The following is a 26,473-nucleotide window of genomic DNA, read 5'->3' as shown; positions in this document are numbered from 1 at the left end:
GACTAGATCTCCTCGATGGAACCACCTGCCGCAGTGACTTTTTCGCGAGCGGAGGCGCTGAATTTGTGAGCCTTGATGGTCAGAGCGCGGGTCAGTTCGCCGGTGCCGAGCACCTTGATGCCGTCGCGTACGCCGGAGATCAGGCCGCTCTTCAGGAGCGCCTCTGCATCCACCACGCTGCCGGCTTCGAAGATCTCGAGCTGGCACAGGTTCACCAGTGCGTACTCCTTCTTGGAGAGCGGGGTGAAGCCGCGCTTGGGAAGCCTTCTGTGCATCGGCATCTGGCCGCCCTCGAAGCCGGGCTTCACGGAACCGCCGGAGCGTGCCTTCTGGCCCTTGTGACCCTTGGTAGCGGTCTTGCCGTGGCCGGAGCCCGGGCCCCTACCGATGCGCTTTCTATTCTTGGTCGACCCGATGGCCGGTTTGATGGTATTCAATTGCATGATTGTCACCTTTAGGGGGAATTACTCTTCGACGCGTACCAGGTGGGCGACCTTGGCGATCATCCCACGGACTTCCGGGGTATCCTTCAGGGTCACGGTCTTCTCACGCTTGGTGAGCCCCATGCCGAGCAGGCGGCCCTTCATTTTCTCGCATTGACCGATGGAGCTCTTGACGAGCGTAACCTTCAGTTCAGACATATTCAGCTCCTTAAGTACTATTCGGTGATGCCGCGGCGCGCCATCAGCTCTTCCGCAGTCTTCAGCTGGGAAAGACCGGCGAATGCGGCCTTGACCACGTTGTGCGGGTTGTTGGAGCCCAGGCACTTGGCAAGGATGTTGTGCAGGCCCGCGGACTCGAATACCGCACGGGCGGCACCGCCGGCGATGACGCCGGTACCAGCGGAGGCCGGCATCATGAGCACCTTGCCCGCGCCGAAGTGGCCCAGGATCTCGAACGGGATGGTCTGGCCGGCGACGATGGGAACCCTGATCAGGTTCTTCTTGGCCTGCTCGACGCCCTTGCGGATCGCTTCGGGAACCTCGTTGGCCTTGCCCAGGCCGTAACCTACCACGCCGTTACCGTCGCCAACCACCACGAGTGCGGAGAAGGAGAACCTGCGACCGCCCTTGACCACCTTAGCTACGCGGCTGATATGGACGACCCTATCGGTAAGATTCATTTCACTGGCATTGATCTTAAGCAAACTAATTCCTCCTTACCTGCCCTAGAAGGACAGACCGTTTTCGCGTGCGGCTTCAGCCAGAGCTTTGATCCTACCGTGGTAGAGGAAACCGTTACGGTCGAACACGACCGCTTTGATGTCCTTCTCCAGGGCCTTCTTGGCGATGGCGGCGCCAACCTTGGCGGCTGCCTCGATGTTGCCGGTGTACGAAAGCCCTTCGGCTACCTCGCCCACCAGGGTGGAGGCGGATGCGAGCGTCGCACCGGTGGTATCGTCGATCAGCTGAGCGTATATGTGACGAGCACTCTTGAAGACGTTCAGTCTCGGGCGTGCCGGCGAACCGGTAATTTTCTTCCTGACCCTGGTCTGTCTCTTAAGACGAGCTACCTGTTTTTGGGCTAAAGAACTCAAGGCACTTCTCCTTAGCAATTGCTATTTTTTGCCGGTTTTGCCGGCTTTTCTCAGAATGGTTTCGTCAGCGTACTTGATACCCTTGCCCTTGTAGGGCTCCGGACCACGGAAATCGCGGATCTTGGCGGCGGTCTGCCCCACCAGCTCCTTGTCGATCCCCAGCACCTTCAGCTTGGTCATCTTGTCGACTTCGACGGTGATCCCGGCCGGAAGCTCGAAGTTGATCGGGTGGGAGTAACCCAGGGCCAGGTTCAGCACGTTGCCCTTCACCTCGGCACGGTAACCGACGCCGTTGATCTCGAGCGCGGTTTCGAAGCCTTTGGAGACACCGGTGACCATGTTGTTGATCAGGGTCCTGGTCAGGCCGTGTGCCGAGCGGGACTTGATGGTGTCGTCCTTGCGGGTCACGGTGACCGCGTCGCCGGTCACGTCGATGGTGACGGCATCGCCCACGAGAGTGCGGGAGAGTTTCCCTTTCGGGCCCTCAACCTTGATCTCCGGCGCGCTGTATATGACTTTCACCCCCGCAGGGATCGCGATGGGAAGTTTTCCTATTCTAGACATGCAAAGCTCCTTAAAGCGAAAATGACTACCAGACCGTGCAAAGGACTTCGCCGCCGATGCCCAGCTCGCGCGCGGTCTTGTCGGTTACCAGCCCCTTGGAAGTCGAGAGGATGGCGACGCCCAGTCCGTTTTTCACCTGCTTGATCTTGTCGGAGTGGACATAGACCCGGCCGCCCGGCTTGCTGATCCTCTTGATCTCGTTGATGACCGGTTCCTTCTCATCGATGAACTTGAGGTATACCCGCAGAATCCCCTGCTTGCTGTCGGCGATGACCTTGAAGTTCTTGATGAACCCTTCGGCGCGCAGCACCGTGGCGAGGCTCACCTTCAGGTTCGACGAAGGGATGTCAACTTTCTGGTGTTTTGCCATACCAGCGTTCCTGATTCTGGTCAGCATGTCGGCAACTGGATCTGTCATGCACATATGAAACTACTCCTCTTTCCTAAATCGGAATCTTTTTACCAACTGGACTTTATTACACCGGGGATCTGGCCGGAGTTAGAGAACTTCCTCAGGCAGATCCTGCACATATCGAATTTCCGGTAGTATGCTCTGGGACGACCGCAGACAGCGCAACGATTGCGCTCGCGCACTTTGTACTTGGCCCTCTGAGCTTTTATGATCATAGATGTCTTAGCCACGGAATTCCTCCAAACCCTTTATTAGTTCCTGAACGGCAGGCCCATGAGCTTGAGAAGCGCCTTGCCCTCAGCGTCGGTCTTTGCCGTGGTCACGATCGTGATGTTGAGTCCCTTGATCTTGTCGACCTTATCGTAGTCGATCTCGGGGAAGATCAGCTGCTCCTTGATGCCCAGGGAGTAGTTACCCTTGCCGTCGAAGCCCTTGCCGTTGATCCCCTTGAAGTCACGCACGCGCGGCAGCGAAACGCTGATCAGGCGGTCGAGGAACTCGTACATCTTTTCGCGACGAAGCGTGACGGAGCAGCCGATCGGCATGCCCTGGCGCAGCTTGAAGCCCGCGATGGACTTCTTTGCCTTGGTGATCACCGGCTTCTGGCCGGCGATCGCGCCCAGTTCCTCGGCGGCGGAATCCAGGATCTTGACGTTCTGGATCGCCTCGCCAAGACCCATGTTCAGCACGATTTTCACGAGTTTGGGGACTTCCATGATGTTGTTGTAGTTATGGTCCTTCATCAGTTGCGGGACCATCTCTTTATTGTAAAGCTCAGCCAGCCGTGCCATTGAATCCTCCAAAACTATTTGTCAAAGGACTCGCCGCATTTGACACAGCAGCGCGCCTTCTTTCCGTCTTCCAGAACGGTGGTCCTGGTCCTTACCGGCTTGTTGCACTTCCCGCAGAGCAGCATCACGTTGGAGATGTGCACCGGCGCCTCCTTCTCCAGGATGCCCCCCTGCTCGGAACCGCGGGGCTTCACGTGGCGCTTCACCACGTTGATCCCCTCGACGATAACGCCGTCCTTCTTCGGATGGATGGAGAGCACCTTGCCGCTCTTGGAACGATCCTTACCCGTGGTGATAACGACGGTATCGTTTTTCTTTACATGTAATTTTTTGCCCAGCATCTCTATTCTCCAGGATCTAGTCTTAAAGTACCTCGGGGGCGAGGGATATGATCTTCATGAACTTCTTGGCGCGAAGTTCCCTGGCGACCGGTCCGAAAATACGAGTGCCGACCGGCTCCTTGGCGTTGTTGATGACCACGCCGGAGTTGGTGTCGAAACGGATGTAGGAGCCGTCAGGGCGCCCTACAGCCTTGGCGGTACGCACCACGACAGCCTTCACCACGTCGCCCTTCTTCACCTTCGAATTGGGGAGAGCTTCCTTGACGGAAGCGACGATGATGTCGCCAATCCCGGCGTAACGGCGCTTGGAGCCGCCGAGCACCTTAATGCAAAAGAGCTTCTTCGCGCCGGAGTTGTCCGCCACGTCCAATATGGTCTGCATCTGAATCATTGTTTAACTCCCGGCGAGCCCTTAAGCCTTGGACTCGATAATCTGTCTGATCTTCCAGCGCTTGTCCTTGGAAAGCGGACGGGTTTCCACGATAAGAACACGGTCGCCGATCTTGGCGGAGTTATCGATATCGTGCGCCTTGTACTTGGCGGAGCGCTTGATGTATTTGTTGTAGACGGGGTGCTTCACCAGGCGGTCGACCTTTACCACTGCGGTCTTGTCCATCTTGTCCGAGACGACCACGCCGATCTGAGTTTTCCTGTTGCCTCTTTCGCTCATATCTATCTCTTAGCCTCTCTTTTCGCGGAGTATGGTCTTCACGCGGGCGATGTCTTTTCTGAGATTGGCCACCTTGGCGGTGTTCTCGAGACGCCCGGTGTGAAGCTGAAACTTCACGTTGAAGAGTTCCTTGGTAAGCTCGGCGCTCTTGGTCTCAAGCTCTGCTGCCGTCGCGTTTTTCAGTTCGTTAGCCTTCATTGATTTCCGCCCTCGTGATGTACTTGGTGGCTACGGGGAGCTTGTGCGCCGCAAGCCGGAATGCCTCGCGCGCCACTTCCTCGGTGACCCCTTCCATTTCATACAGGACGCGGCCAGGCTTGATGACGCAGACCCACGAGTCCGGGGAGCCTTTCCCCTTACCCATACGAGTCTCGGCGGGTTTCGCGGTGAGCGGCTTGTCGGGGAAGATGCGGATCCAGATCTTGCCGCCCCTCTTGATATAACGGGTCATGGCGATACGAGCAGCTTCGATCTGGCGGGAATCCAGCCAGCCGCACTCGGTAGCCTGCAGACCGAAGTCACCGAAAGCGAGCGATACGCCGCGCTCCGGGGTGCCGGTCATGCGCCCTTTCATCTGTTTTCTATGCTTAACTTTCTTGGGCATTAACATCGCAAAAAACTCCTGTTCCTATTTTTTAGCGGAGAGCACTTCACCCTTGAAGAGGAGCACTTTTACGCCGATGATACCGTAGGTGGTCTTCGCCTCGGCGAAACCGTAGTCGATGTCAGCGCGCAGCGTGTGCAGCGGCACCCGACCTTCGCGATACCATTCGGTCCTCGACATCTCTGCCCCACCCAGACGACCGGAGCAGGTGATCCTGATCCCCTTGGCGCCGAACTTGAGCGTCGACGTGACGCTCTTCTTCATGGCGCGGCGGAAAGCGATACGGCGCTCGAGCTGCATGGCCACGTTCTCGGCTACCAGCTGTGCGTCCAGCTCCGGCTTCCTGACTTCCTGTATGTTAAGGTAGACCTCTTTGTCGGTGAGCTTGGCCAGCTCCTTCTTAAGAGTCTCAACCTCGGAGCCCTTCTTGCCGATGATCAGGCCCGGACGAGCGGTGAAGATGTTGATCTTCGCCTTGCCCGCAGCGCGCTCGATCTCGATCTTGGAGACGCCGGAATGATACAGCCTTTTCTTAAGGAAATTGCGCAGCTTCAGGTCTTCGTGAAGAAGCTTTGCATAATCTTTCTCTGCGTACCATTTGGAATCCCAGGTTTTGATAACCCCGAGCCTGAAACCTATAGGATTTACTTTCTGACCCAAAACATCACCTCCGACCCGTTCTTATTTCTTTTCCGCAAGGACCACGGTAATGTGGCTCGTCGGTTTTCTGATCTTGCTAGCCCGGCCCATGGCGCGGGGGGTGAAGCGCTTAAGCACTGCGCCGCCGTCGACGAAAATCGTCTTGACGAAGAGCTTGTCCACATCGGAGCAGCCCTTCTGCTCGGCGTTGGCAACGGCCGAGGAAAGCAGCTTCGAGATAAGCTTCGCCGACGGTTGCGGCGAGAAACGCAGGGTGTTAAGCGCAGTCTGAATGCCCTTGCCCCTGACGAGGTCCACGACCAGGCGTGTTTTCCTCGGGGAGAGGCGGACAGAGGATAATTTAGCGGATGATTCCATTACAAAACTCCTTTAGGACCTTACTTCTTCTTGAGCTTGCTCTTCTTGTCAGCAGCGTGGCCGTAGAAGGTTCTGGTAGGTGAGAACTCGCCCATCTTGTGGCCGACCATGTTCTCAGTGACGAACACAGGGATGAACTTCTTGCCGTTGTGCACCGCGAAGGTGAGCCCGATGAAATCCGGGGTGATGGTCGAACGACGCGACCAGGTCTTGATCACCTTCTTGCTGCCGGCCTGTTCTGCCTGGGCTTTCGCTTCCAGATGTGCGTCAACGAAAGGCCCCTTCTTTATAGATCTTGCCATCTTTTAAAATCCTCTATCCAGATGAGTTATTTGCTGCGCTTCTTCACGATGAAGGCGGTGGACCGCTTGTTGGTGCGCGTCTTGTAGCCCTTGGTGGGGATACCCCACGGGGTTACCGGGTGACGACCACCGGAGGTCCTGCCCTCGCCACCGCCGTGCGGGTGGTCGACCGGGTTCATCGCGACGCCCCTCACGTGCGGGCGGACGCCGAGCCAGCGGGAACGGCCGGCCTTGCCGATGGAGACGTTCTCGTGATCCACGTTGCCCACCTGGCCGATAGTGGCCTTGCAGTCCATGAGGATCATGCGGACTTCCGAAGAAGGAAGCTTCACCTGGGCGTACTTGCCTTCCTTGGACATGAGCTGTGCGAAGGTGCCGGCGGAGCGGGCCAGTTGGGCGCCCTTGCCGATCTTCAGCTCGATGTTGTGGATGATGGTACCCAGCGGGATGCACCTGATGGGGAGCGTGTTGCCCGGCTTGATGTCGGCCTGCTCACTGGAGATAACGGTGTCACCCACTTTCAGGGAGAGCGGAGCCAGGATGTAGCGCTTCTCGCCGTCGGCGTAGTTGAGGAGCGCGATGCGCGCGCTGCGGCACGGGTCGTACTCGATGGTGGCAACCTTGGCCGGGATGTCGGTCTTGTCGCGGCGGAAGTCGATGATCCTGTACTTCTGCTTGTGACCGCCACCGACGTTCCTGGAAGTGACGCGGCCGTTCGAGTTCCTGCCGCCGCTCTTCTTGAGGTTCTCAACAAGAGATTTCTCAGGCTTGCAGGCAGTGATCTCCTCGAAGGTCGAGCAGGTCTGAGCCCTTCTACCCGGAGAAGTAGGTTTGTAAGTTTTGATAGCCATTATCTAAATCCCCACAGAATTTTTATGCTTCGAAGAAGTCGACGTTGGAGCCCTCTTTCAGGGTCACGTACGCTTTCTTCCAGTTGGAACGCTTGCCGATGCCCCTCGCGGTGCGCTTGGTCTTACCGGCCACGTTGACGGTGTTCACGGCGGCAACCTGCGCGTTGAAGAGCTGCTCGACGGCGGCCTTGATCTCGATCTTGTTGGCGGCGCCGTTCACCACGAAAGCGATGACGTTCTTGTCGTCCTTCTCTACCGTGGTCTTCTCAGTGATGAGCGGTTTCTTTATGACGTCATAGATGTTCATGACTGTAATGCTCCTTCAACACGACGAACGGCGGCCTCGGTAAAGACGACGCTCTGGTATTTCATGATGTCGAAAATGTTGAGACCTTCGGGACCCAGCACCTTGACGTTTTTCACATTGCGGGCGGAAAGCTCCAAAACAAGATTCGCAGTATCTGTGATAACGAGCGTCTTGTCAAGGTTAAAAGCATTTAGTACCTCTACAAATGCTTTAGTCTTGATGGAAGGAAGCTCAAAGCTATTGAGAACTGTGATCGCCTCTTTCTTATAGAGCATGGAGAGTGCGCTTCTCAGAGCAGCTTTCCTCGCCTTCTTGTTCATGGAGAGGTTGTATGTCTTCGGCTGCGGGCCGAAGGCAACACCGCCGCCCGGGTACTGGGGAGCGCGGTGGCAGCCCTGACGGGCCTGGCCGGTACCCTTCTGCTTGAAGGGCTTCTTGCCGGAGCCGGAAACCGCGGCGCGGTTCTTGACGGCGACGGTGCCCTGCCTGCGGTTAGCGAGCTGGATCTTGACGGCCTCGTGGATCAGGTACTCACGAACGTCGTCGTTGAAGACGGCGTCGGAGACTTCGATCTCACCGACCTTTGCTTTTTTGATGTCAAATACGTCTAACTTTGCCATGTCTATCTCCAGCCCCCGTTATCTCGTCGCCTTGACGGAGTCCTTGATCAGGACCACGCCGTTGGCGGAACCGGGGATCGCTCCACCGAGCAGAATCAGATTGTCAGCAGCGTCCACGCGTACAACTTTCAGGCGCTGCACGGTCACCTTCTCGTTACCGAGCTGGCCCGGCATCTTCTTGTTCTTGAAAACCCTGGAGGGGGTTGCAGAACAGCCGATGGAGCCCGGGGCGCGGTGGAAACGGGAGCCGTGGCTCGACCGACCGCCTTTGAAGCCCCAGCGCTTGATAACGCCGGCAAAACCCTTACCGATGGAGGTGCCGGTCACGTCGACCAGGTCGCCCTCTGCGAACACGCCGGCTTCGATCACGTCGCCCACGTTGTACGCGCTGGTATCGTCCATGCGCAGTTCGCGGTAGGTGGTGAACACGCCCGCGCCGGCGCCCTTGCAGTGGCCCACCTGGGCCGCGTTGGCCTTGGAGGCGTCCTTCGCGCCGAAACCGACCTGGATGGCGCTGTAGCCGTCCTTCTCAACGGTCTTCTTCTGCAGGACGACGCACGGCCCAGCCTCGACGACGGTCACGGCGATGCGCCTGCCGTCCTCGGCAAATATCTGGGTCATGCCCAGTTTTTTCCCAATCAATCCCTTATTCATGGTCGACTTCCTATCCTTGTATTAAAGCTTGATCTCGACGTCCACACCGGCGGAGAGGTCGAGTTTCATCAGAGCGTCGACAGTCTGCTGAGTCGGCTCGAGAATATCGATCAGGCGCTTGTGGGTCCTGATTTCGAACTGCTCGCGCGACTTCTTGTCGACGTGCGGTCCACGCAGCACGCAGTACTTGTTGATGACGGTCGGCAGCGGAATCGGGCCGGCAACGCGTGCGCCGGTCCTCTTAGCGGTGTCGACGATCTCGCCAACGGAAGTATCAAGGAGCTTGTGGTCGTATGCTTTCAAGCGGATTCTAATTTTCTGACTAGGCATCTCTTCCTCGTGATGAAACAAGTTTTTCAGTTTACAGCCGAAGATTTCCGGGAGGGACACTCGCGTGCCCGCCCGGAAACCCGGACCTGAAAACCGTATGTTTTTCTATTCTTACTCGATGATGGAGGCGACGACCCCTGCACCGACGGTACGGCCGCCTTCGCGGATAGCGAAACGCAGACCTTCGTCCATTGCGATCGGGGTGATCAGGTTGACGGTTACCGAGACGTTGTCGCCCGGCATAACCATCTCGACGCCGGCTTCGAGGTCAACCACGCCGGTAACGTCGGTGGTCCTGAAGTAGAACTGCGGACGGTAGCCGTTGAAGAACGGGGTGTGACGGCCGCCCTCTTCCTTGGACAGGATGTAGGCTTCGGCCTTGAACTTGGTGTGCGGGGTGATGGAGCCCGGCTTGGCAAGAACCTGGCCACGCTCGATCTCCTCACGCTTCACGCCGCGGAGCAGTGCGCCGATGTTGTCGCCGGCACGGCCCTCGTCGAGGAGCTTACGGAACATCTCGACGCCGGTGACGGTGGTCTTGGTGGTGGCCTTGATGCCGACAACCTCGACCTCCTCGCCGACCTTGATGATGCCGCGCTCAACACGACCGGTGGCGACGGTACCACGACCGGAGATGGAGAAGACGTCCTCGACCGGCATCAGGAACGGACGGTCGATGGCGCGCTGCGGCTCCGGGATGTAGGTGTCGACGGCGTCCATCAGCTTCATGATGGCCTGCTCGCCCAGCTCGCCTGCATCGCCTTCGAGGCCTTTCAGAGCGGAACCCTTGATGATCGGGATATCGTCGCCCGGGAAGTCGTAGGAGGAGAGCAGTTCGCGCACTTCCAGCTCGACCAGCTCGAGGAGCTCCTCGTCGTCCACCATGTCGGCCTTGTTCAGGAACACGACGATGTAGGGGACGCCGACCTGACGTGCGAGCAGGATGTGCTCGCGGGTCTGCGGCATCGGGCCGTCAGCTGCGGAAACAACCAGGATCGCGCCGTCCATCTGCGCTGCACCGGTGATCATGTTCTTTACGTAGTCGGCGTGGCCCGGGCAGTCGACGTGTGCGTAGTGACGCTTGTCGGTCTCGTACTCGACGTGTGCGGTAGCGATGGTGATACCACGCTCACGCTCTTCCGGTGCGTTGTCGATCTGGTCGAACGCCTTGAACTCAGCCTGGCCTTTGCCTGCAAGCACCTTGGTGATAGCAGCGGTCAGGGTGGTCTTGCCGTGGTCGACGTGGCCGATGGTGCCGATGTTTACATGCGGCTTAGTTCTTTCAAATTTAGCTTTTGCCATTTCGGAATCCTCCTAGTAGGGAATTGAATTATCTTAGCCTTTGGCCTTCGCAACTATTTCCTCGGCAACCGACTTCGGTACCGGCTCGTAATGATCGAAGGTCATGGAGTAGGTCGCACGACCCTGGGTTGCGGAACGCAGGTCGGTGGAGTAGCCGAACATCTGTGCCAGCGGCACCATCGAGTTGACCACCTGCGCGCCTGCGCGCCCTTCCATGCCCATGATGCGGCCACGGCGGGAGTTCAGGTCGCCGATGACGTCGCCCATGTACTCTTCCGGAACCACGACCTCTACCGACATGATCGGCTCGAGGATGATCGGGGCAGCCTTGGAGCAGCCCTCTTTGAAGCCCATGGAACCTGCGATCTTGAACGCCATCTCGGAGGAGTCGACCTCGTGGTAGGAACCGTCGACCAGGGTGACCTTGACGTCGACCACCGGGAAGCCGGCCATGACGCCGTTGTCGAGAGACTCCTTGATGCCCTTGTCGACCGCCGGGATGTACTCGCGGGGAACGACGCCGCCCTTGATCGCGTCGACGAACTCGTAGCCCTTGCCGGCCTCCTGCGGCTCGATCTCGAGCCAGACGTGACCGAACTGACCGCGGCCGCCGGACTGACGTACGAACTTACCTTCAGCCTTGACCTTCTTGGTGATGGTCTCGCGGTAAGCAACCTGCGGCTTGCCGACGTTGGCCTCAACCTTGAACTCGCGGAACAGACGGTCCACGATGATCTCGAGGTGCAGCTCGCCCATGCCGGAGATGATGGTCTGGCCGGTCTCCTCGTCGGTCTTGACGCGGAAGGACGGGTCCTCGGAAGCGAGCTTGCCCAGCGACAGGCCCAGCTTCTCCTGGTCAGCCTTGGTCTTCGGCTCGATGGCGATGGAGATAACCGGCTCGGGGAACTCGATGGACTCGAGGATAACCGCGTGGTTCTCGTCGCACAGGGTGTCGCCGGTGGTGGTGTATTTGAGGCCTACCGCGGCGGCGATGTCGCCCGCGTAGACTTCCTTGATCTCTTCACGCTTGTTGGCGTGCATCTTCAGGATGCGGCCGATCCTCTCGCGCTTGCCCTTGGTGGCGTTGTACACGTAGGAGCCGGACTGGATCACGCCGGAGTAGACGCGGAAGAAGCAGAGCTGGCCCACGAACGGGTCGGTCATGATCTTGAAGCCCAGGGCCGAGAACGGCTCGTCGTCGGAAGCGTGACGCTCGATGGGAGCCTCGGTGTTGGCGTCGACGCCCTGGATAGCGGGGATGTCGGTCGGGGCCGGCATGTAGTCGAGGACCGCGTCGAGCAGGTGCTGCACGCCCTTGTTCTTGAAGGCGGAGCCGCAGATGACCGGGCAGATCTTGATGTCGAGGGTTGCCTGGCGGATGGCCGCCTTCAGTTCGGCGTTGGAGATCTCCTCGCCACCCAGGTATTTCTCCATCAGCGCGTCGTCGTGCGAGGAGACTTCTTCGATCAGGTACTCGCGGTACTCGTTGGCCTGGTCGACCAGATCGGCCGGGATGTCGACCACGTCGTACACGGCGCCCATGGTCTCGTCGTTGAAGACGATCCCTTTCATCTCGATCAGGTCGACGAGGCCCTTGTAGTTCTCCTCGGAGCCGATCGGGATCTGCAGGGCGACCGGGTTCGCCTTGAGGCGGTCCTTGATCATGGCGATGCCGCGGAAGAAGTCTGCGCCGATACGGTCCATCTTGTTGATGAACGCGATACGCGGAACGCGGTACTTGTCGGCCTGGCGCCAGACGGTCTCGGACTGGGGCTCAACGCCGCCGACCGAGCAGAACACGGCGACAGCGCCGTCGAGAACACGCAGGGAACGCTCGACCTCGATGGTGAAGTCGACGTGACCCGGGGTGTCGATGATGTTGATACGGTGGTCTTTCCAGTTGCAGGTGGTAGCTGCGGAGGTGATGGTGATACCACGCTCCTGCTCCTGCTCCATCCAGTCCATAGTAGCGGCGCCGTCATGGACCTCGCCGATCTTGTGGGAAACACCGGTGTAGTAGAGAATACGCTCCGTGGTGGTGGTCTTCCCTGCATCTATGTGAGCCATGATCCCGATATTACGGGTCATTTCCAACGAAACCTGACGTGCCACTTACTGTTCCTCCGAGTTGCTTTCTAAGCCTTAAAGGGTGCCGCCTGAAACTACCAGCGGTAATGGGCGAAGGCGCGGTTGGCCTCTGCCATCTTATGGGTGTCCTCACGCTTCTTCACCGCGGAACCGCGGTTGTTGTAAGCGTCGAGGATCTCGCCGGCGAGCTTGTCGGTGACGGTCTTCTCGCTGCGGGCGTTGGAGTACTTCACCAGCCAGCGCATGGCCAGGGACATGCGACGCTCCGGACGGACTTCGACCGGAACCTGGTAGGTGGAGCCACCGACCCTGCGGGACTTGACTTCCAGCATCGGCTTGATGTTGTCCAGGCACTTCTTGAGCACCTTGACCGGCTCGTCGCCGGCCTTGCCGGCCGCGATCTCGAGGGCACCGTAGAGAGCTTTCTCGGCGGTGGACTTCTTGCCGTCCAGCATGATTATATTGATCAGCTTGGCAACCACCCTGTCACCGTATTTCGGATCCGGGAGGATCACCCGCTTTGCTACTTCTCTTCTTCTTGGCATGTCTTAACCTCTCACTTAAAATCGGTTACTTGGGTCTTTCTGCACCGTACGGTTACTTGGGCCTCTTCGCACCGTACTTGGAACGGCTCTTCATACGACCCTTGACGCCGACGGAGTCGAGCGTACCGCGGACGATGTGGTAACGAACACCCGGAAGGTCCTTTACCCTGCCGCCCCTGATCAGGACGACGGAGTGTTCCTGGAGGTTGTGACCAACACCCGGAATGTAGGAGGTCACCTCGACGCCGTTGGTAAGCCTTACCCTGGCGACTTTACGAAGCGCGGAGTTCGGTTTCTTCGGGGTTGTGGTGTAAACCCTGGTGCAAACGCCCCTCTTCTGCGGGCAGCTCCTGAGTGCCGGAGCAGTGGATTTTTCACCCTTTGACTCCCGACCGTGACGAATAAGCTGATTAATAGTTGGCATACATTCCTCTCACGCGTTTCTTCTCCACGCACGGGCGTACCCCGCGCGCGGAAGCGACGAAAATAGCAACAACGTACGTGCTTGTCAAGTTTTATTTGATAAAAGTGAGACGCCGGCCAGTGAAAGCGAGGAACCCGCTCTCACTGGCCGGATACTGGACTAGGCTTCTTCTTCGTAGATCTCTTCATCTTCCGGTTCAACTGGCTCCGGAATGATTACTGGCTCCTCAGCAACCATGCGCAGGTTGCGGTAAAGAGCCAATCCCGTACCCGCCGGGATCAGGCGGCCCATGATCACGTTTTCCTTCAGACCACGCAGACTGTCGACCTTACCTTCAATTGACGCCTGTGTCAAGACTTTTGTTGTTTCCTGGAAGGAAGCAGCAGAAATAAATGACTCGGTCGAGAGCGATGCCTTGGTTATGCCAAGGAGCAGGGACTCTGCAGTGGCAGGACGCCCGCCTTTCTCCAGCGCCTTCTCGTTCTCTTCCTCAAAGACCCAGCGCTCGATCTGATCGTCGATCAAGAGGTTGGTATCGCCCACATCCTTGACCCTGACGCGGCGCAGCATCTGACGTACGATGGTCTCGATGTGCTTGTCGTTGATCTTGACGCCCTGGAGACGGTAGACCTCCTGGACCTCGTCGACCAGGTACTTGGCCAGTTCTTTCTGACCCAGTACGCGCAGGATGTCGTGCGGGTTGGAGGAGCCGTCCATGAGCGCCTCGCCGGCGCGGACATGGTCCCCTTCGTGGACGCTGATGTGCTTCCCTTTGGGGATGAGGTATTCCTTCGGCTCGCCCACTTCCGGGGTGACGATGACCTTCCTTTTGCCCTTGGCATCCTTGCCGAAGGCGACCACGCCGTCGATCTCGGTGATGACCGCGAAGTCTTTCGGCTTCCTGGCCTCGAAGAGCTCGGCGACGCGCGGCAGACCACCGGTGATGTCCTTGGTCTTGGTCGTTTCGCGCGGGATCTTGGCGATCACGTCACCCGCGGCCACCACGGTGTCTTCCATCACGTTGATGTTGGAGCCCACCGGCAGGTAGTAGCGCGCCATGCTCTCGCCGATCTTGGCGGTCTTGCCGGACTCGTCCTTGATGGTGATGCGCGGACGCTTGTCGGCGTCGCGGGTTTCGATGATGACCTTCCTGGAGAGGCCGGTGACTTCGTCGACCTGCTCCTCCATGGTGACGCCCTCGATGACATCGCCGAACTTGATGCGGCCGGAGATCTCGGTGAGGATCGGCATGGTGTACGGGTCCCACTCGGCCAGCGACTGCCCCTGGGTGACCTTCTCTTCCGGGCTGACCTTGATCTTGGCGCCGTAGACGATACCGTACTTCTCGCGCTCGCGCCCGGTCTCGTCCACGATGGCCAGCTCACCGTTACGGTTCATAACGATGTGGTGCCCTTCGGAGTTGGTTACGTAGTGCAGGTTGATGAACTTGGCGTAGCCTTCGTTCCTGGCATCCATGGAGGTCTGCTCGGCGCGACGGGATGCGGTACCACCGATGTGGAAGGTACGCATGGTCAGCTGGGTGCCCGGCTCGCCGATGGACTGGGCGGCGATGACGCCGACCGCCTCGCCGCGGTTCACCAGGTGGCCGCGCGCCAGGTCACGACCGTAGCACTTGGCGCAGATGCCGCGACGGCTCTCGCAGGTGAGCACCGAACGGATCTTGACCTTTTCGAGGCCTGCCGCTTCGATCCTGGATACCAGGGTCTCGTCGATCTCCTGGTTCGCCGCCACCAGCACGTCGCCGGTGACCGGGTCGAGGATATCGTCCAGGGCCACGCGGCCGAGGATACGGTCGCCGATGTGCTCGATGACCTCGCCACCCTCGGTGAGGGAGGAGACGGTCAGGCCGTCGATGGTGCCGCAATCCTCCTCGGTGATGATGGCGTCCTGGGCGACGTCGACCAGACGGCGGGTGAGGTAACCGGAGTTCGCCGTCTTGAGCGCGGTGTCGGCCAGACCTTTACGTGCACCGTGGGTCGAGATGAAGTACTGGAGCACGGTGAGGCCTTCGCGGAAGTTCGCAGTGATCGGGGTCTCGATGATCTCGCCGGACGGCTTGGCCATGAGTCCCCTCATCCCGGCCAACTGGCGGATCTGCTGGGCGCTACCCCTTGCGCCGGAGTCGGCCATCATGTGGATCGCGTTGAAGGACGGCACCTTCACTTCGTTCCCCTGCGGATCGGTGATGGTATCGCGGGAGAGGTTGTCCAGCATCTCTTTCGCGATGTCCTCGGTCGATTTCGCCCAGATGTCGATGACCTTGTTGTAACGCTCGCCGTCGGTGATGAGACCCTCGGTGTACTGGTTCTGGATCTCCTGAACCTCTTCGGTGGCGCGGTTGATGATGGCGGACTTCCCTTCCGGGATGACCATGTCGTTGATGGAGATGGAGATACCCGCCTTCGCAGCGTAGCGGAAGCCGATCGACTTCAGCTTGTCGGCGAGGATGACGGTCTCCTTGTTGCCGGCCAGACGGTAGCAGGTGTCGACCAGGTTGGAGAGCTCCTTCTTGGTCATGACCTTGTTGATGGCCGAGAACGGTACCGCGTCCGGCAGGATCTCGCGCAAGAGCACACGCCCGACCGTCGTTTCGATGATGGCCGGTTTCTCGTCGCTGACGAGGTTCTTCATCCTTACCTTGATGCGGGCCTGGAGGTGTACCTCGGCCGCGTCCCAGGCGATGGAGACCTCGTCCGGGGAGGCGAATACCTTCCCGTCGCCGAGCGCGAAGTGCTTCTCGCGGGTCATGTAGTAGATGCCGAGGACCATGTCCTGGCTCGGCACGATGATCGGCTTGCCGTGCGCCGGCGACAGGATGTTGTTGGTCGACATCATGAGGACGCGTGCCTCCACCTGGCTCTCAACCGAGAGGGGGAGGTGGACCGCCATCTGGTCGCCGTCGAAGTCGGCGTTGAAGGCGGTGCAGACCAGCGGGTGGAGCTGGATCGCCTTGCCCTCGATGAGCACCGGCTCGAAGGCCTGGATGCCGAGGCGGTGCAGGGTCGGGGCGCGGTTCAAGAGAACCGGGTGCTCCTTGATGACCTCCTCGAGTACGTCCCAGACTTCCGGCTTCTCCTTCTCCACCATCTTCTTGGCGCTCTTGATGGTGGTGACGAACCCGCGCTCCTCGAGCTTGTTGTAGATGAACGGCTTGAAGAGCTCGAGGGCCATCTTCTTGGGCAGACCGCACTGGTGCAGACGCAGCTCCGGACCGACGACGATAACGGAACGGCCGGAGTAGTCGACACGCTTACCGAGAAGGTTCTGGCGGAAGCGGCCCGACTTGCCTTTGAGCATGTCGGAGAGCGACTTGAGCGGACGCTTGTTGGGGCCGGCGATGGCGCGGCCGCGGCGGCCGTTGTCGAACAGCGCGTCGACCGCCTCCTGCAGCATGCGCTTCTCGTTCCTGATGATGACCTCGGGGGCCTGCAGTTCCATCAGGCGCTTCAAGCGGTTGTTACGGTTGATGACGCGACGGTACAGGTCGTTCAGGTCGCTCGTAGCGAAGCGGCCGCCGTCGAGCGGTACCAGCGGGCGCAGTTCCGGCGGGAGCACCGGGATGCACTCGAGGATCATCCACTCCGGCTTGTTGCCCGAGTTCTTGAAGGCCTCGATGACCTTGAGGCGCTTGGCGGTCTTCTTGCGCTTGGCCTCGGAGGTTGCCTCCTGCATCTCGATACGGAGCTGCTCGGAGAGCTGGTCCAGGTCCATGGAGGTCAGGCAGGTGCGGATTGCTGCCGCGCCCATGCCGGCCTCGAAGCCGTAGTTGTATTCCTCGAGGGCCTTCTGGTACTGGTCCTCGGAGAGCACGGTGCCGAACGGCATGCCGGTTTCCTTCGGGTCGGTCACCACGTAGGCCTCGAAGTAGAGCACCTTCTCGAGGTCCTTCAGGGTGATGTCCATCAGGTTGCCGATACGGGACGGCAGGGACTTGAGGAACCAGATGTGCGCCACCGGGGTGGCCAGGTCGATGTGGCCCAGGCGCTCGCGGCGCACCTTGGACGGGATGACCTCGACGCCGCACTTCTCGCAGACGATGCCGCGGTGCTTCATGCGCTTGTACTTGCCGCAGTTGCACTCGTAGTCCTTGGTCGGTCCGAAGATCTTGGCGCAGAAGAGGCCATCGCGCTCCGGCTTGAAGGTGCGGTAGTTGATGGTTTCCGGCTTCTTCACTTCCCCGAAGGAACGCTCGCGGATCTTGTCCGGCGAGGAGATCGAGATCTTGATGGACGAGAAGTGGAGCGGATCTTTCGGCTTATCGAAAAAATTGAAAATATCTTCCAAAGTATTTTCCTCCTTGGCGGTAGGAGTTACGTTATCTGTTTCAAGCTGCGTCGGACGGTCGAACTGTCGGACTCGGACCGGCCGGACTAGTCAGACTAGTCGGACCGGTCCGACAGACGAACCTAGTCCTCTTCGGTCTCCAAGAGTTCCACGTCGAGACCAAGGGACTGCAGTTCCTTGATGAGGACGTTGAACGACTCGGGCAGACCCGGCTCCAGGGTGTGCTTCCCTTTGACGATGGCCTCGTACATCCTGGTGCGGCCGGCAACATCGTCGGACTTGACGGTGAGGAACTCCTGCAGCGCGTACGCGGCGCCGTAGGCCTCCATCGCCCAGACCTCCATCTCCCCGAGTCGCTGGCCACCGAACTGCGCCTTGCCGCCCAGCGGCTGCTGGGTGACCAGGGAGTAGGGACCGATGCTCCTGGCGTGGATCTTGTCGTCGACCAGGTGGTGCAGCTTCAGGAAGTACATGATGCCGACGGTGACCTGGTGCATGAACTTGTCGCCGCTCTTGCCGTCGTACAGGGTGACCTGGCCGGTGGTGCTGAAGCCTGCGTGGGTCAGCATCGACTGGATCGACTCCTCGCTCGCCCCCTCGAATACCGGCGACGACATCGGGATGCCGCGCTTGAGGCGCCGCGCCACGTTGAGAAGCTCCTCCCCTTCCAGGGTGTCGAGGAAGCGGTCCATTTCCGGGTTGTCGTAGACGCCCTTCAGGAACCTCTTGATCTCGTCGTGCGGGGTGTTCTTCTCGAGGAACTCCTCGATCTTCCAACCAAGGCCTTTGGCGCCCCAGCCGAGGTGCATCTCGAGGATCTGCCCCACGTTCATACGGGAAGGTACGCCCAGCGGGTTCAGCACGATCTCGACCGGACGACCGTCTTCCATGTACGGCATGTCCTCTTCCGGAAGGATCCTGGAAACGACACCCTTGTTGCCGTGACGGCCCGCCATCTTGTCGCCCACCTGGAGCTTACGCTTGATGGCGATGTAGACCTTGACCATCTTGATGACGCCCGGCGGCAGGTCGTCGCCGCGACGCAGTTTCTGCACCTTGTCGTCGAAGACGTACTTGATGATGTCGATCTGCTGGTTCAGCGTGGACAGGGTCTGGGCCACTTTCTCGTCGATGGTGTCGTCATCGGCGATGGAGATCTCGTCCCAGCGGTCCATGGAGAACGACTTCAGCATCTCCTCGGTGATGACTGCCCCTTTGGGGATCAGCACCTTGCCGTCGCTACCCTCTATCTTCACGGCGGCGGTCTTGCCCACCAGGAGTTTTTTCAGCTTGCCGATGGCCGAGTCGCGGATGATGCGGATCTCGTCCTGCTCGTCCTTGCGCAGGCGCTGCTCTTCGGCCTTCTCGATGATCTCGGTACGGGCGTCCTTGTCGGCACCCTTCCTGGAGAAGATCTTGGCGCCGATGACGGTACCCTCGACCCCAGGCGGAACGCGCAGCGAGGTGTCGCGCACGTCGCCGGCCTTCTCGCCGAAGATGGCCCTGAGGAGCTTCTCTTCCGGAGAGAGCTGGGTCTCGCCTTTCGGGGTGATCTTACCGACCAGGATGTCGCCCGGACGAACCTCGGCGCCGATCCTGATGATGCCCGACTCGTCGAGGTCCTTGAGGGTCTCCTCGCCGAGGTTCGGGATGTCGGAGGTGATCTCTTCCTTGCCGAGCTTGGTGTCGCGGGCCACGGCCTCGAACTCCTCGATGTGGATCGAGGTGTAGCGGTCGTCTTTTACCAGGCGCTCCGAGATGAGGATGGAGTCCTCGTAGTTGTAGCCGCCCCACGGCATGAACGCGATCAGCACGTTCTGGCCCAGAGCCAGCTCGCCCATGTCGGTGGAGGGGCCGTCGGCGATGATGTCGCCGGCCTTGACATGGTCGCCCACCTTCACCACCGGCCTCTGGTTGATGCAGGTGTTCTGGTTGGAACGGGCGAACTTGATCAGGTTGTAGATGTCGACGCCGGTGCCGGTGGCATCGTACTGGTCCTCGTCGATCTTGACGACGATGCGGGAAGCATCGACGCTCTCGACCACGCCGTTGTGGCGGGCGACCGAGGAAACACCCGAGTCGCGTGCCACGACGCGCTCCATGCCGGTACCGACCAGCGGGGAGTCGGCGCGCAAGAGCGGCACCGCCTGGCGCTGCATGTTGGAGCCCATGAGCGCGCGGTTCGCGTCGTCGTTCTCGAGGAACGGGATCAGCGAGGCCGCGACGGAAACCAGCTGCATCGGGGCGACGTCCATGAGTTCCAGCTCGTCACGCCCGACCAGGACGAACTCGCCGGACTTCCTGGCGGAGATGTAGTCGGAGACGAAGCGGCCGGTCTCGTCCACCTCGGCGTTGGCCTGGGCGATGGCGTGCCCTTCCTCCTCCAGCGCGGAGAAGAAGCGGACCTCGTCGGTCACCTTGCCTTCGCGGACCACGCGGTACGGCGTCTCGACGAAGCCGTGCTCGTTGATGCGCGCGTAGGTGGACAGCGACGCGATCAGACCGATGTTCGGACCCTCCGGGGTCTCGATCGGGCAGACGCGGCCGTAGTGGGTCGGGTGTACGTCGCGGACCTCGAAGCCCGCGCGCTCGCGGGTAAGACCACCCGGTCCAAGGGCCGAGAGACGGCGCTTGTGGGTAACCTCGGAGAGCGGGTTGGTCTGGTCCATGAACTGCGACAGCTGCGAAGAACCGAAGAACTCCTTGACCACGGCGGAAACCGGCTTGGAGTTGATCAGGTCGTGCGGCATCAGGTTCTCGACTTCCTGGAGGCTCATGCGCTCCTTGATGGCGCGCTCCATCCTGACCAGGCCGATGCGGTACTGGTTCTCGAGGAGCTCACCAACGGCGCGCACGCGGCGGTTGCCCAGGTGGTCGATGTCGTCGATGTTGCCCTTGCCGTTTTTCAGCTCGATCAGGTAACGCACCACCTCGAGGATGTCCTCGCGGGTGAGCGTCATGCAGTCAAGCGGCACGTCCACGCCCAGCTTGTAGTTGAGCTTCAGGCGGCCGACGGCGGAAAGGTCGTAGCGCTCCGCGTTGAAGAACAGGTTCTCGAACAGAACCAGCGCGCTCTTCAGGGTCGGCGGATCGCCCGGACGCAGACGACGGTAGATCTCGATCAGCGCCTCGTCGGTGGAGCCGATCTTGTCGATCAGGATGGTGTCGCGGAAGCTGGAGGTCACGTGCAGGTTGTCGATGAAGAGCACCTGGAAGGAGGTGATCCCCTTATGGGTCATTTCCTCGAGCTTGGCCTGGGTGATCTCCTCGTTGCACTCGACCACGATCTCGCCGGTGGCGGGGTCGTAGATGTCGTGGGAAGCGACCTTGCCGACCACTTCCTCCTCGGCAATCGGGATCTCCTTGATGCCGTGCTCGGCCATCTTCCTGAGCGCTGCCTTGGTGAACTTGCGGTTCGCCTTGAGGATCACCTCGGCGGTGCCCGGGTCCACGATGTCCGCGGTCGCCTTCTGGTTGGAGAGCAGTTCCGCGTCCACCAGCTTGGTCATGGCGCCGTTGTCGCCGACCTTCACTTCCTCGGACTTGTAGAAGTAGTTGATCAGCGCATCGTTGGAGTAGCCAAGGGCCTTGAGCAGCACGGTGGCCGGCATCTTGCGACGCCTGTCTATGCGAACATAAAGGATGTCTTTATGGTCAAATTCAAAGTCAAGCCACGAACCGCGGTACGGGATCACGCGGGCCGAGTAGAGCACCTTGCCACTGGAGTGGGTCTTGCCCTTGTCGTGGTCGTAGAACACGCCCGGCGAGCGGTGCAGCTGGCTCACGATAACGCGCTCGGTGCCGTTTATGATAAAGGTCCCGTTGTCGGTCATCAGCGGGATTTCGCCGAAATAAACCTCCTGCTCCTTGATGTCGCGGATCGATCTGGTACCGGGATCCTTCGCCACGTCCCACACAACCAGCCTTACCTTCACCTTCATCGGTGCGGCAAAGGTCATCCCCCTCTGGTGGCACTCCTCCACGTCGTACTTCGGCGCGCCCAGCGAATACGAAACGTACTCAAGCGAGGCGGTGTCGCTGAAGTCCCTGATCGGGAACACGCTGCGGAACACGGCTTCCAGGCCGGAGTTCTTGCGTGCGTCTACGGGAGTGTCGAGCTGGAGGAATCTCTTGTAGGAATTTTTCTGGATGTCGATGAGGTTCGGTATGTCGATGATCTTGTGGATCTTGGCGAAGTTCTTGCGCAACAGGGGGTTATTCGCGATTGAATAAGCCATATCTTCTCCTTGTGGTGAACGCCTTGGAAGACCTCCACCCCCTTGAATTTCCTGCTGTTCTGGTCGGACGGGGCTGCGGGGTGAAGCGGCCTCAAACTAAAATAGAACAGCCAAGGCCGCAAAAAGCGACCTTGGCTTTGGTAAAGATCGGTGCGAAGCTGCTTACTTAACTTCCACTTCTGCGCCTGCCTCGACCAGCTGCTTCTGTGCGTCGGCAGCTTCTTCTTTGGAGATGCCAGTCTTGACCGGCTGCGGAGCGCCGTCGACCAGGTCCTTGGCTTCTTTGAGGCCCAGGGAGGTCAGGCCGCGAACGACCTTGATGACGCCGATCTTGTTGGCGCCAGCGGACTTCAGGATGACGTCGAACTCGGTCTTCTCTTCAGCAGCTTCAGCAGCAGCAGCCGGAGCGCCAGCAGCAGCAACGGCAACCGGAGCGGCTGCGGATACGCCGAACTTCTCTTCGAGCTCTTTCACGAGGCCGGCAAGTTCGAGGACGGACATGTTCTCAATGAAGCTGATTACTTCTTCTTTGGTGATAGCCATTTCTTTCTCCTCCAGAGAATATTGTTAGATGTTTAAAGCGAAAATTGTCGGTGACTGCGACTAGGCAGCCTTCTGGATCCTGATCTGCTCGAGCGCGCGTACGAAACCGCCCGGGACAGCCGCGAGAACGCGTACGAAGTTGCTTGCCGGTGCCTGCATGCTGCCCAGCATCTTGGCGATGAGCACTTCGCGGCTCGGCAGGTCTGCCAGAGCCTGGATCTCAGCCACGTTGATGGTCTTGCCGGTGAGCACGCCAGCTTTCAAGGTAAACGGGTTGGTGTTTTCCTTGTTGAAGCGGGACAGCACCTTGGCCGCCGCGACGGGATCGTCGTAGCAAAGGGCGATAGCGGTGGGGCCTGCGTAGTACTGCGACAGACCTTCCTTGTCGGTCCCCTTGGAAGCGATCTCGAGCAGGGTGTTCTTGACGACCTTGTACTCCGCGTTGGCTTTCCTAAGCTCATTTCTGAGCTCGGTGGCCTGGCCGACGTTCATCCCGCGGAAATCCGCGAGGAATACCGCCTGCGCCCTCTGGAGCTTGTCGTGCATTTCGGCAACAAGTTCTTGCTTGTTTTCCTTATTCAAGCGCCTTCCTCCTTTCTTTTGGTATACGGGTACGAAACCCCGCCAAAGTCAGGAAGTTGCGGAACGTACATTTTCGCGCAACATCTGCAAGTCTCGGTTGGCCGCCCGGAGGCATTTAAACCTGGAAAGCAGATTAAGACTGAGATTGAGACTGAGGAAACCTAAATCTTTATCTTAATCTTTATCTGTTTCTAGGCACCCACTGTCTTTGACTTTGGCTTTACAGCTAGTACTGCTCTTTATTTCAAGATCGCGCTGATGTCAGCGAGATCGATGTTCACGCCCGGGCCCATGGTGGAAGATACGGAGACCTTCTTCATGTAGGTGCCCTTTGCGGCAGCCGGCTTCGCCTTCTGGAGGGCTTCCACCAGGGCGGTGACGTTCTGCTTCAGGGTTTCGGCGCTGAAGGAGACCTTGCCCACCGGGGCATGGATGATACCGGCCTTCTCGACGCGGAACTCGACCTTACCGGACTTGGACTCCTTGATGGCGCGGCCCAGGTCGAAGGTCACGGTACCGACCTTCGGGTTCGGCATCAGGCCGCGGGGTCCGAGGAGCTTACCGATCTTACCGACCACACCCATCATGTCCGGGGTAGCGATGGCGGTATCGAACTCGAACCAGCCTTCCTGGATCTTGGCGACCAGGTCGTCGGCACCGACGTAATCGGCACCGGCCTCGCGGGCCTCCTTCTCCTTCTCACCCTTGGCGAAGACCAGGACGCGCACGTCCTTGCCGAGACCGTTGGGGAGCACTACGGCGCCGCGGACCATCTGGTCGGCGTGACGCGGGTCAACACCCAGCTTCACCACCAGGTCGACGGTCTCGTCGAACTTCGCATAAGCCGCGCTCTTCACGAGCTCAAGGCCGTCGGTCAGGGGATAGGTTTTGGTCCTGTCGACCTTGGCGCGAGCCTCTTTAAGCTTTTTTGTCATAGACATTTCTGATAACCCTCTCTTTAACTTAAGCTATTTCAACGCCCATGCTGCGCGCGGTACCTTCAATGGTCTTCATGGCAGCCTCAAGGCTCGCGGCATTGAGGTCGGGCATCTTCTTCGTTGCGATCTCGCGTACCTGCTCCTTGGTCAGCTTGCCGACCTTGGTCTTGTTGGGGGTAGCGGAGCCGCTCTGCAGGCCGAGAGCTTTCTTGATGAGAACCGGAGCCGGCGGAGTCTTGGTGATGAAGGTGAAGGACCTGTCGGCGTAGACAGTGATCACGACCGGGGTGATGGTCCCTTCGTCCGCCTGGGTCTTCGCGTTGAAGGCCTTGCAGAACTCCATGATGTTGACGCCGTGCTGACCGAGTGCGGGACCGATCGGAGGAGACGGGTTTGCCTTCCCTGCGGGTACCTGCAGCTTTATGTAACCGGTGATCTTTTTCGCCATTTTCCTACTCCTTTTTCATTCCTTCGAACTGCCTGAAGCTTCTATCGGTAACAGAGGGTCTCCCCTACTGCTTTTCTACCTGCATGAATTCGAGCTCGACCGGGGTCGCACGCCCGAAGATGCTTACCATGACCTTGAGTTTCCCCTTGTCCGGCTTGACGTCCTCGACCACACCCGAGAAGTTGAGGAAGGGACCGTCGATGACCCTGACCGTCTCGCCCACTTCGAAGAGGACCTTGGGACGGGGCTTCTCGGCACCCTCTTCCATCCTCTTGGTGATCTTGTTGACTTCGTCGTCCGGGATCGGGAAGGGATTATTGCCACCGACGAACCCGGTAACCTTCGCGGTCTCCTTGACCACGTGCCAGGTGTCGTCGTTCAGTTCCATGTTCACCAGGATGTATCCGGGGAAGAACTTCCTGGAAGAAGTCTTCTTCTCCCCCTTCTTAAGTTCGACGACGGTTTCGCACGGGATCAGGATCTCGCCGAAGAACTCCTCCATCTCGAGATTCTTGATGCGCTCTGCCAGCGAGAGCCGCACCTTGTTCTCGAAGCCGGAGTAGGTATGTACGCCGTACCATTTGTGTGCCATTTGATGAGTCCTCTAGCGGATAATCGACTTGATGAGCTTAGTAAGGACCACGTCGCAGACGCCAAGGTAAAGTGAGATGATCACGATGATGACGACAACTACCTGAGCAGTAGAGAAGGTCTCTTTACGGGTCGGCCAAGTCACCTTGGCGAGCTCCGCCTGTACATCCTCAAAAAAAGTCTTGGCTTTCGCGAGCACTTGTCACTCCTCACTTCGTGAAGATAAAAAAAATGGCAGGCCAGGAGGGATTCGAACCCCCAACACCCGGTTTTGGAGACCGGTGCTCTAGCCGTTAGAGCTACTGGCCTGCGGCGGGGGATCCTGGACAGTTCCAGGATCCCCAAATCAAACTATTTGGTTTCCTTGTGCGGCGTGTGCTTCTGGCAGAAGCGGCAGTACTTGTTGAACTCCAGCTTCTGCGGCGTATTCTTCTTGTTCTTCGTGGTGGTATAGTTACGCTGTTTGCACTCGGTGCAGCCAAGGGTGATGATGTCTCTAGGCATTTTCTTTCGTCCTTTTCAAACTATTATCGTGTCCCGATGCTTCCGGGACTCACAACCCGAAAGGTTTTACTCGATGATGGAGGCGACGACGCCTGCACCGACGGTACGGCCGCCTTCGCGGATAGCGAAACGCAGACCTTCGTCCATTGCGATCGGGGTGATCAGGTTGACGGTTACCGAGACGTTGTCGCCCGGCATAACCATCTCGACACCGGCTTCGAGGTCAACCACGCCGGTAACGTCGGTGGTCCTGAAGTAGAACTGCGGACGGTAGCCGTTGAAGAACGGGGTGTGACGGCCGCCCTCTTCCTTGGACAGGATGTAGGCTTCGGCTTTGAACTTGGTGTGCGGGGTGATGGAGCCCGGCTTGGCGAGAACCTGGCCACGCTCGATCTCTTCGCGCTTCACGCCGCGGAGCAGTGCGCCGATGTTGTCGCCGGCACGGCCCTCGTCGAGGAGCTTACGGAACATCTCGACGCCGGTAACGGTGGTCTTGGTGGTGGCCTTGATGCCGACAACCTCGACCTCCTCGCCGACCTTGATGATGCCGCGCTCGACACGACCGGTAGCGACGGTACCACGACCGGAGATGGAGAACACGTCCTCGACCGGCATCAGGAACGGACGGTCGATGGCGCGCTGCGGCTCCGGGATGTAGGTGTCGACGGCGTCCATCAGCTTCAGGATGGCCTGCTCGCCCAGTTCGCCTGCGTCGCCTTCGAGGCCTTTCAGAGCGGAACCCTTGATGATCGGGATATCGTCGCCCGGGAAGTCGTAGGAGGAGAGCAGTTCGCGCACTTCCAGCTCGACCAGCTCGAGGAGCTCCTCGTCGTCAACCATGTCGGCCTTGTTCAGGAACACGACGATGTAGGGGACGCCGACCTGACGTGCGAGCAGGATGTGCTCGCGGGTCTGCGGCATCGGGCCGTCAGCTGCGGAAACAACCAGGATCGCGCCGTCCATCT

The 26,473-nt window shown here is 59.4% G+C and carries 35 protein-coding genes and 1 tRNA gene; all 36 read right to left on the bottom strand.

Features of this window, described 5'->3' with window-relative positions:
- Positions 1–2: 2 nt before the first annotated feature.
- The gene (gene rplO, locus H7687_RS20760; RefSeq protein WP_183350994.1) at positions 3–443 is read right to left on the bottom strand and encodes a 50S ribosomal protein L15; all 441 of its coding nucleotides are present in this window, start codon (positions 441–443) and stop codon (positions 3–5) included.
- Between the two features lie 21 nt (positions 444–464).
- Entirely contained in the window at positions 465–641 is a 177-nt protein-coding gene (rpmD, locus tag H7687_RS20755; protein WP_183350992.1) for a 50S ribosomal protein L30, read from the bottom strand.
- A gap of 17 nt (positions 642–658) precedes the next feature.
- The gene (gene rpsE, locus H7687_RS20750) at positions 659–1,147 is read right to left on the bottom strand and encodes a 30S ribosomal protein S5 (RefSeq protein WP_183350990.1); all 489 of its coding nucleotides are present in this window, start codon (positions 1,145–1,147) and stop codon (positions 659–661) included.
- Positions 1,148–1,168: 21 nt separating this feature from the next.
- Positions 1,169–1,537: a 50S ribosomal protein L18 gene (gene rplR, locus H7687_RS20745; protein WP_183350988.1), complete on the bottom strand. Its 369-nt coding sequence runs from the start codon at positions 1,535–1,537 to the stop codon at positions 1,169–1,171.
- A 21-nt stretch (positions 1,538–1,558) separates the two neighbouring features.
- Positions 1,559–2,101, bottom strand: a complete 543-nt coding sequence (gene rplF, locus H7687_RS20740) for a 50S ribosomal protein L6 (RefSeq protein WP_183350986.1) — start codon at positions 2,099–2,101, stop codon at positions 1,559–1,561.
- Positions 2,102–2,126: 25 nt separating this feature from the next.
- Positions 2,127–2,525, bottom strand: a complete 399-nt coding sequence (gene rpsH / locus H7687_RS20735; RefSeq protein ID WP_183350984.1) for a 30S ribosomal protein S8 — start codon at positions 2,523–2,525, stop codon at positions 2,127–2,129.
- Between the two features lie 35 nt (positions 2,526–2,560).
- Positions 2,561–2,743: a type Z 30S ribosomal protein S14 gene (locus H7687_RS20730; RefSeq protein WP_183350982.1), complete on the bottom strand. Its 183-nt coding sequence runs from the start codon at positions 2,741–2,743 to the stop codon at positions 2,561–2,563.
- Positions 2,744–2,764: 21 nt separating this feature from the next.
- Positions 2,765–3,304: a 50S ribosomal protein L5 gene (gene rplE, locus H7687_RS20725; RefSeq protein ID WP_183350980.1), complete on the bottom strand. Its 540-nt coding sequence runs from the start codon at positions 3,302–3,304 to the stop codon at positions 2,765–2,767.
- A 14-nt stretch (positions 3,305–3,318) separates the two neighbouring features.
- Complete coding sequence (gene rplX, locus H7687_RS20720) at positions 3,319–3,645, bottom strand: 50S ribosomal protein L24 (protein WP_183350978.1); 327 nt, start codon at positions 3,643–3,645, stop codon at positions 3,319–3,321.
- Between the two features lie 22 nt (positions 3,646–3,667).
- Positions 3,668–4,036: a 50S ribosomal protein L14 gene (rplN, locus tag H7687_RS20715; RefSeq protein WP_129128535.1), complete on the bottom strand. Its 369-nt coding sequence runs from the start codon at positions 4,034–4,036 to the stop codon at positions 3,668–3,670.
- 21 nt (positions 4,037–4,057) lie between these two features.
- The gene (rpsQ, locus tag H7687_RS20710) at positions 4,058–4,315 is read right to left on the bottom strand and encodes a 30S ribosomal protein S17 (protein ID WP_183350975.1); all 258 of its coding nucleotides are present in this window, start codon (positions 4,313–4,315) and stop codon (positions 4,058–4,060) included.
- Positions 4,316–4,324: 9 nt separating this feature from the next.
- On the bottom strand, positions 4,325–4,513 hold the full coding sequence (rpmC, locus tag H7687_RS20705; RefSeq protein ID WP_183350973.1) for a 50S ribosomal protein L29: 189 nt from the start codon (positions 4,511–4,513) through the stop codon (positions 4,325–4,327).
- Complete coding sequence (gene rplP, locus H7687_RS20700; RefSeq protein WP_183350971.1) at positions 4,503–4,925, bottom strand: 50S ribosomal protein L16; 423 nt, start codon at positions 4,923–4,925, stop codon at positions 4,503–4,505. Before rplP ends, rpmC begins: the two co-directional genes overlap by 11 nt.
- Before the next feature lie 18 nt (positions 4,926–4,943).
- A complete protein-coding gene (rpsC, locus tag H7687_RS20695) occupies positions 4,944–5,579 on the bottom strand; it encodes a 30S ribosomal protein S3 (protein WP_012529372.1) in 636 nt (211 codons plus the stop codon).
- A 21-nt stretch (positions 5,580–5,600) separates the two neighbouring features.
- On the bottom strand, positions 5,601–5,936 hold the full coding sequence (gene rplV / locus H7687_RS20690) for a 50S ribosomal protein L22 (protein WP_012529371.1): 336 nt from the start codon (positions 5,934–5,936) through the stop codon (positions 5,601–5,603).
- A gap of 20 nt (positions 5,937–5,956) precedes the next feature.
- Positions 5,957–6,238, bottom strand: coding sequence for a 30S ribosomal protein S19 (gene rpsS, locus H7687_RS20685; RefSeq protein WP_129128539.1), 282 nt, complete (start codon positions 6,236–6,238; stop codon positions 5,957–5,959).
- Positions 6,239–6,264: 26 nt separating this feature from the next.
- The gene (gene rplB, locus H7687_RS20680) at positions 6,265–7,089 is read right to left on the bottom strand and encodes a 50S ribosomal protein L2 (RefSeq protein ID WP_183350969.1); all 825 of its coding nucleotides are present in this window, start codon (positions 7,087–7,089) and stop codon (positions 6,265–6,267) included.
- 22 nt (positions 7,090–7,111) lie between these two features.
- Positions 7,112–7,396: a 50S ribosomal protein L23 gene (locus H7687_RS20675; RefSeq protein WP_183350967.1), complete on the bottom strand. Its 285-nt coding sequence runs from the start codon at positions 7,394–7,396 to the stop codon at positions 7,112–7,114.
- Positions 7,393–8,016 carry a 50S ribosomal protein L4 gene (gene rplD / locus H7687_RS20670; protein ID WP_183350965.1) on the bottom strand — a complete coding sequence of 208 codons (624 nt, stop codon included), beginning with the start codon at positions 8,014–8,016 and terminating at the stop codon, positions 7,393–7,395. The genes H7687_RS20675 and rplD overlap by 4 nt, the downstream gene beginning before the upstream one ends.
- An 18-nt stretch (positions 8,017–8,034) precedes the next feature.
- Positions 8,035–8,670, bottom strand: coding sequence for a 50S ribosomal protein L3 (gene rplC, locus H7687_RS20665; RefSeq protein WP_183350963.1), 636 nt, complete (start codon positions 8,668–8,670; stop codon positions 8,035–8,037).
- Between the two features lie 21 nt (positions 8,671–8,691).
- Positions 8,692–9,000, bottom strand: a complete 309-nt coding sequence (gene rpsJ, locus H7687_RS20660; protein WP_012529365.1) for a 30S ribosomal protein S10 — start codon at positions 8,998–9,000, stop codon at positions 8,692–8,694.
- A 111-nt stretch (positions 9,001–9,111) separates the two neighbouring features.
- On the bottom strand, positions 9,112–10,302 hold the full coding sequence (tuf, locus tag H7687_RS20655) for an elongation factor Tu (RefSeq protein ID WP_183350961.1): 1,191 nt from the start codon (positions 10,300–10,302) through the stop codon (positions 9,112–9,114).
- A gap of 33 nt (positions 10,303–10,335) precedes the next feature.
- Entirely contained in the window at positions 10,336–12,414 is a 2,079-nt protein-coding gene (fusA, locus tag H7687_RS20650) for an elongation factor G (RefSeq protein WP_183350959.1), read from the bottom strand.
- Positions 12,415–12,464: 50 nt separating this feature from the next.
- Positions 12,465–12,935 (bottom strand): 30S ribosomal protein S7, encoded by a 471-nt coding sequence (gene rpsG / locus H7687_RS20645; protein WP_129128342.1) that lies wholly within the window; start codon positions 12,933–12,935, stop codon positions 12,465–12,467.
- Between the two features lie 52 nt (positions 12,936–12,987).
- Positions 12,988–13,359 carry a 30S ribosomal protein S12 gene (rpsL, locus tag H7687_RS20640; protein WP_015719175.1) on the bottom strand — a complete coding sequence of 124 codons (372 nt, stop codon included), beginning with the start codon at positions 13,357–13,359 and terminating at the stop codon, positions 12,988–12,990.
- A 159-nt stretch (positions 13,360–13,518) separates the two neighbouring features.
- Entirely contained in the window at positions 13,519–17,664 is a 4,146-nt protein-coding gene (gene rpoC, locus H7687_RS20635) for a DNA-directed RNA polymerase subunit beta' (protein WP_183350957.1), read from the bottom strand.
- A gap of 122 nt (positions 17,665–17,786) precedes the next feature.
- Entirely contained in the window at positions 17,787–21,902 is a 4,116-nt protein-coding gene (rpoB, locus tag H7687_RS20630) for a DNA-directed RNA polymerase subunit beta (RefSeq protein ID WP_183350955.1), read from the bottom strand.
- Between the two features lie 162 nt (positions 21,903–22,064).
- Positions 22,065–22,445 (bottom strand): 50S ribosomal protein L7/L12, encoded by a 381-nt coding sequence (rplL, locus tag H7687_RS20625; protein ID WP_183350953.1) that lies wholly within the window; start codon positions 22,443–22,445, stop codon positions 22,065–22,067.
- 60 nt (positions 22,446–22,505) lie between these two features.
- Complete coding sequence (rplJ, locus tag H7687_RS20620; protein ID WP_183350951.1) at positions 22,506–23,027, bottom strand: 50S ribosomal protein L10; 522 nt, start codon at positions 23,025–23,027, stop codon at positions 22,506–22,508.
- A gap of 239 nt (positions 23,028–23,266) precedes the next feature.
- Positions 23,267–23,968 (bottom strand): 50S ribosomal protein L1, encoded by a 702-nt coding sequence (rplA, locus tag H7687_RS20615; protein WP_183350950.1) that lies wholly within the window; start codon positions 23,966–23,968, stop codon positions 23,267–23,269.
- Between the two features lie 22 nt (positions 23,969–23,990).
- Positions 23,991–24,413: a 50S ribosomal protein L11 gene (gene rplK / locus H7687_RS20610; protein ID WP_183350948.1), complete on the bottom strand. Its 423-nt coding sequence runs from the start codon at positions 24,411–24,413 to the stop codon at positions 23,991–23,993.
- A gap of 64 nt (positions 24,414–24,477) precedes the next feature.
- Complete coding sequence (gene nusG, locus H7687_RS20605; RefSeq protein ID WP_183350946.1) at positions 24,478–25,005, bottom strand: transcription termination/antitermination protein NusG; 528 nt, start codon at positions 25,003–25,005, stop codon at positions 24,478–24,480.
- Positions 25,006–25,017: 12 nt separating this feature from the next.
- A complete protein-coding gene (secE, locus tag H7687_RS20600; RefSeq protein ID WP_183350944.1) occupies positions 25,018–25,203 on the bottom strand; it encodes a preprotein translocase subunit SecE in 186 nt (61 codons plus the stop codon).
- A gap of 33 nt (positions 25,204–25,236) precedes the next feature.
- Positions 25,237–25,313, bottom strand: a tRNA-Trp gene (locus H7687_RS20595).
- A 42-nt stretch (positions 25,314–25,355) separates the two neighbouring features.
- Entirely contained in the window at positions 25,356–25,508 is a 153-nt protein-coding gene (gene rpmG, locus H7687_RS20590) for a 50S ribosomal protein L33 (protein ID WP_183350942.1), read from the bottom strand.
- 66 nt (positions 25,509–25,574) lie between these two features.
- The coding region (gene tuf, locus H7687_RS20585; protein WP_183350940.1) for an elongation factor Tu at positions 25,575–26,473 on the bottom strand (899 nt) is incomplete at its 5' end.

Source organism: Geomonas paludis, from assembly GCF_014193585.1.
Taxonomy (GTDB): domain Bacteria; phylum Desulfobacterota; class Desulfuromonadia; order Geobacterales; family Geobacteraceae; genus Geomonas; species Geomonas paludis.
Note: the sequence above shows the minus strand (reverse complement) of the source record. Positions and strands in the feature narration are given on the sequence as shown.

What these genes read in the sequence shown, in the direction of transcription:
- rpsG (WP_129128342.1), bottom strand. Translation starts at nt 12,935, where the DNA reads ATGCCAAGAAGAAGAGAAGTAGCAAAGCGGGTGATCCTCCCGGATCCG.
- rplN (WP_129128535.1), bottom strand. Translation starts at nt 4,036, where the DNA reads ATGATTCAGATGCAGACCATATTGGACGTGGCGGACAACTCCGGCGCG.
- rplA (WP_183350950.1), bottom strand. Translation starts at nt 23,968, where the DNA reads ATGTCTATGACAAAAAAGCTTAAAGAGGCTCGCGCCAAGGTCGACAGG.
- H7687_RS20675 (WP_183350967.1), bottom strand. Translation starts at nt 7,396, where the DNA reads ATGAACATCTATGACGTCATAAAGAAACCGCTCATCACTGAGAAGACC.
- rplL (WP_183350953.1), bottom strand. Translation starts at nt 22,445, where the DNA reads ATGGCTATCACCAAAGAAGAAGTAATCAGCTTCATTGAGAACATGTCC.
- rplP (WP_183350971.1), bottom strand. Translation starts at nt 4,925, where the DNA reads ATGTTAATGCCCAAGAAAGTTAAGCATAGAAAACAGATGAAAGGGCGC.
- rpoB (WP_183350955.1), bottom strand. Translation starts at nt 21,902, where the DNA reads ATGGCTTATTCAATCGCGAATAACCCCCTGTTGCGCAAGAACTTCGCC.
- rplX (WP_183350978.1), bottom strand. Translation starts at nt 3,645, where the DNA reads ATGCTGGGCAAAAAATTACATGTAAAGAAAAACGATACCGTCGTTATC.
- rplO (WP_183350994.1), bottom strand. Translation starts at nt 443, where the DNA reads ATGCAATTGAATACCATCAAACCGGCCATCGGGTCGACCAAGAATAGA.
- nusG (WP_183350946.1), bottom strand. Translation starts at nt 25,005, where the DNA reads ATGGCACACAAATGGTACGGCGTACATACCTACTCCGGCTTCGAGAAC.
- rpsH (WP_183350984.1), bottom strand. Translation starts at nt 2,525, where the DNA reads ATGTGCATGACAGATCCAGTTGCCGACATGCTGACCAGAATCAGGAAC.
- rplF (WP_183350986.1), bottom strand. Translation starts at nt 2,101, where the DNA reads ATGTCTAGAATAGGAAAACTTCCCATCGCGATCCCTGCGGGGGTGAAA.
- rpsL (WP_015719175.1), bottom strand. Translation starts at nt 13,359, where the DNA reads ATGCCAACTATTAATCAGCTTATTCGTCACGGTCGGGAGTCAAAGGGT.
- rpmC (WP_183350973.1), bottom strand. Translation starts at nt 4,513, where the DNA reads ATGAAGGCTAACGAACTGAAAAACGCGACGGCAGCAGAGCTTGAGACC.
- rpmG (WP_183350942.1), bottom strand. Translation starts at nt 25,508, where the DNA reads ATGCCTAGAGACATCATCACCCTTGGCTGCACCGAGTGCAAACAGCGT.
- rpmD (WP_183350992.1), bottom strand. Translation starts at nt 641, where the DNA reads ATGTCTGAACTGAAGGTTACGCTCGTCAAGAGCTCCATCGGTCAATGC.
- rplC (WP_183350963.1), bottom strand. Translation starts at nt 8,670, where the DNA reads ATGAATAAGGGATTGATTGGGAAAAAACTGGGCATGACCCAGATATTT.
- rpsS (WP_129128539.1), bottom strand. Translation starts at nt 6,238, where the DNA reads ATGGCAAGATCTATAAAGAAGGGGCCTTTCGTTGACGCACATCTGGAA.
- rplD (WP_183350965.1), bottom strand. Translation starts at nt 8,016, where the DNA reads ATGGCAAAGTTAGACGTATTTGACATCAAAAAAGCAAAGGTCGGTGAG.
- rpsQ (WP_183350975.1), bottom strand. Translation starts at nt 4,315, where the DNA reads ATGAGCGAAAGAGGCAACAGGAAAACTCAGATCGGCGTGGTCGTCTCG.
- rplB (WP_183350969.1), bottom strand. Translation starts at nt 7,089, where the DNA reads ATGGCTATCAAAACTTACAAACCTACTTCTCCGGGTAGAAGGGCTCAG.
- tuf (WP_183350961.1), bottom strand. Translation starts at nt 10,302, where the DNA reads ATGGCAAAAGCTAAATTTGAAAGAACTAAGCCGCATGTAAACATCGGC.
- rplE (WP_183350980.1), bottom strand. Translation starts at nt 3,304, where the DNA reads ATGGCACGGCTGGCTGAGCTTTACAATAAAGAGATGGTCCCGCAACTG.
- rplK (WP_183350948.1), bottom strand. Translation starts at nt 24,413, where the DNA reads ATGGCGAAAAAGATCACCGGTTACATAAAGCTGCAGGTACCCGCAGGG.
- rplV (WP_012529371.1), bottom strand. Translation starts at nt 5,936, where the DNA reads ATGGAATCATCCGCTAAATTATCCTCTGTCCGCCTCTCCCCGAGGAAA.
- rpsJ (WP_012529365.1), bottom strand. Translation starts at nt 9,000, where the DNA reads ATGCCTAGTCAGAAAATTAGAATCCGCTTGAAAGCATACGACCACAAG.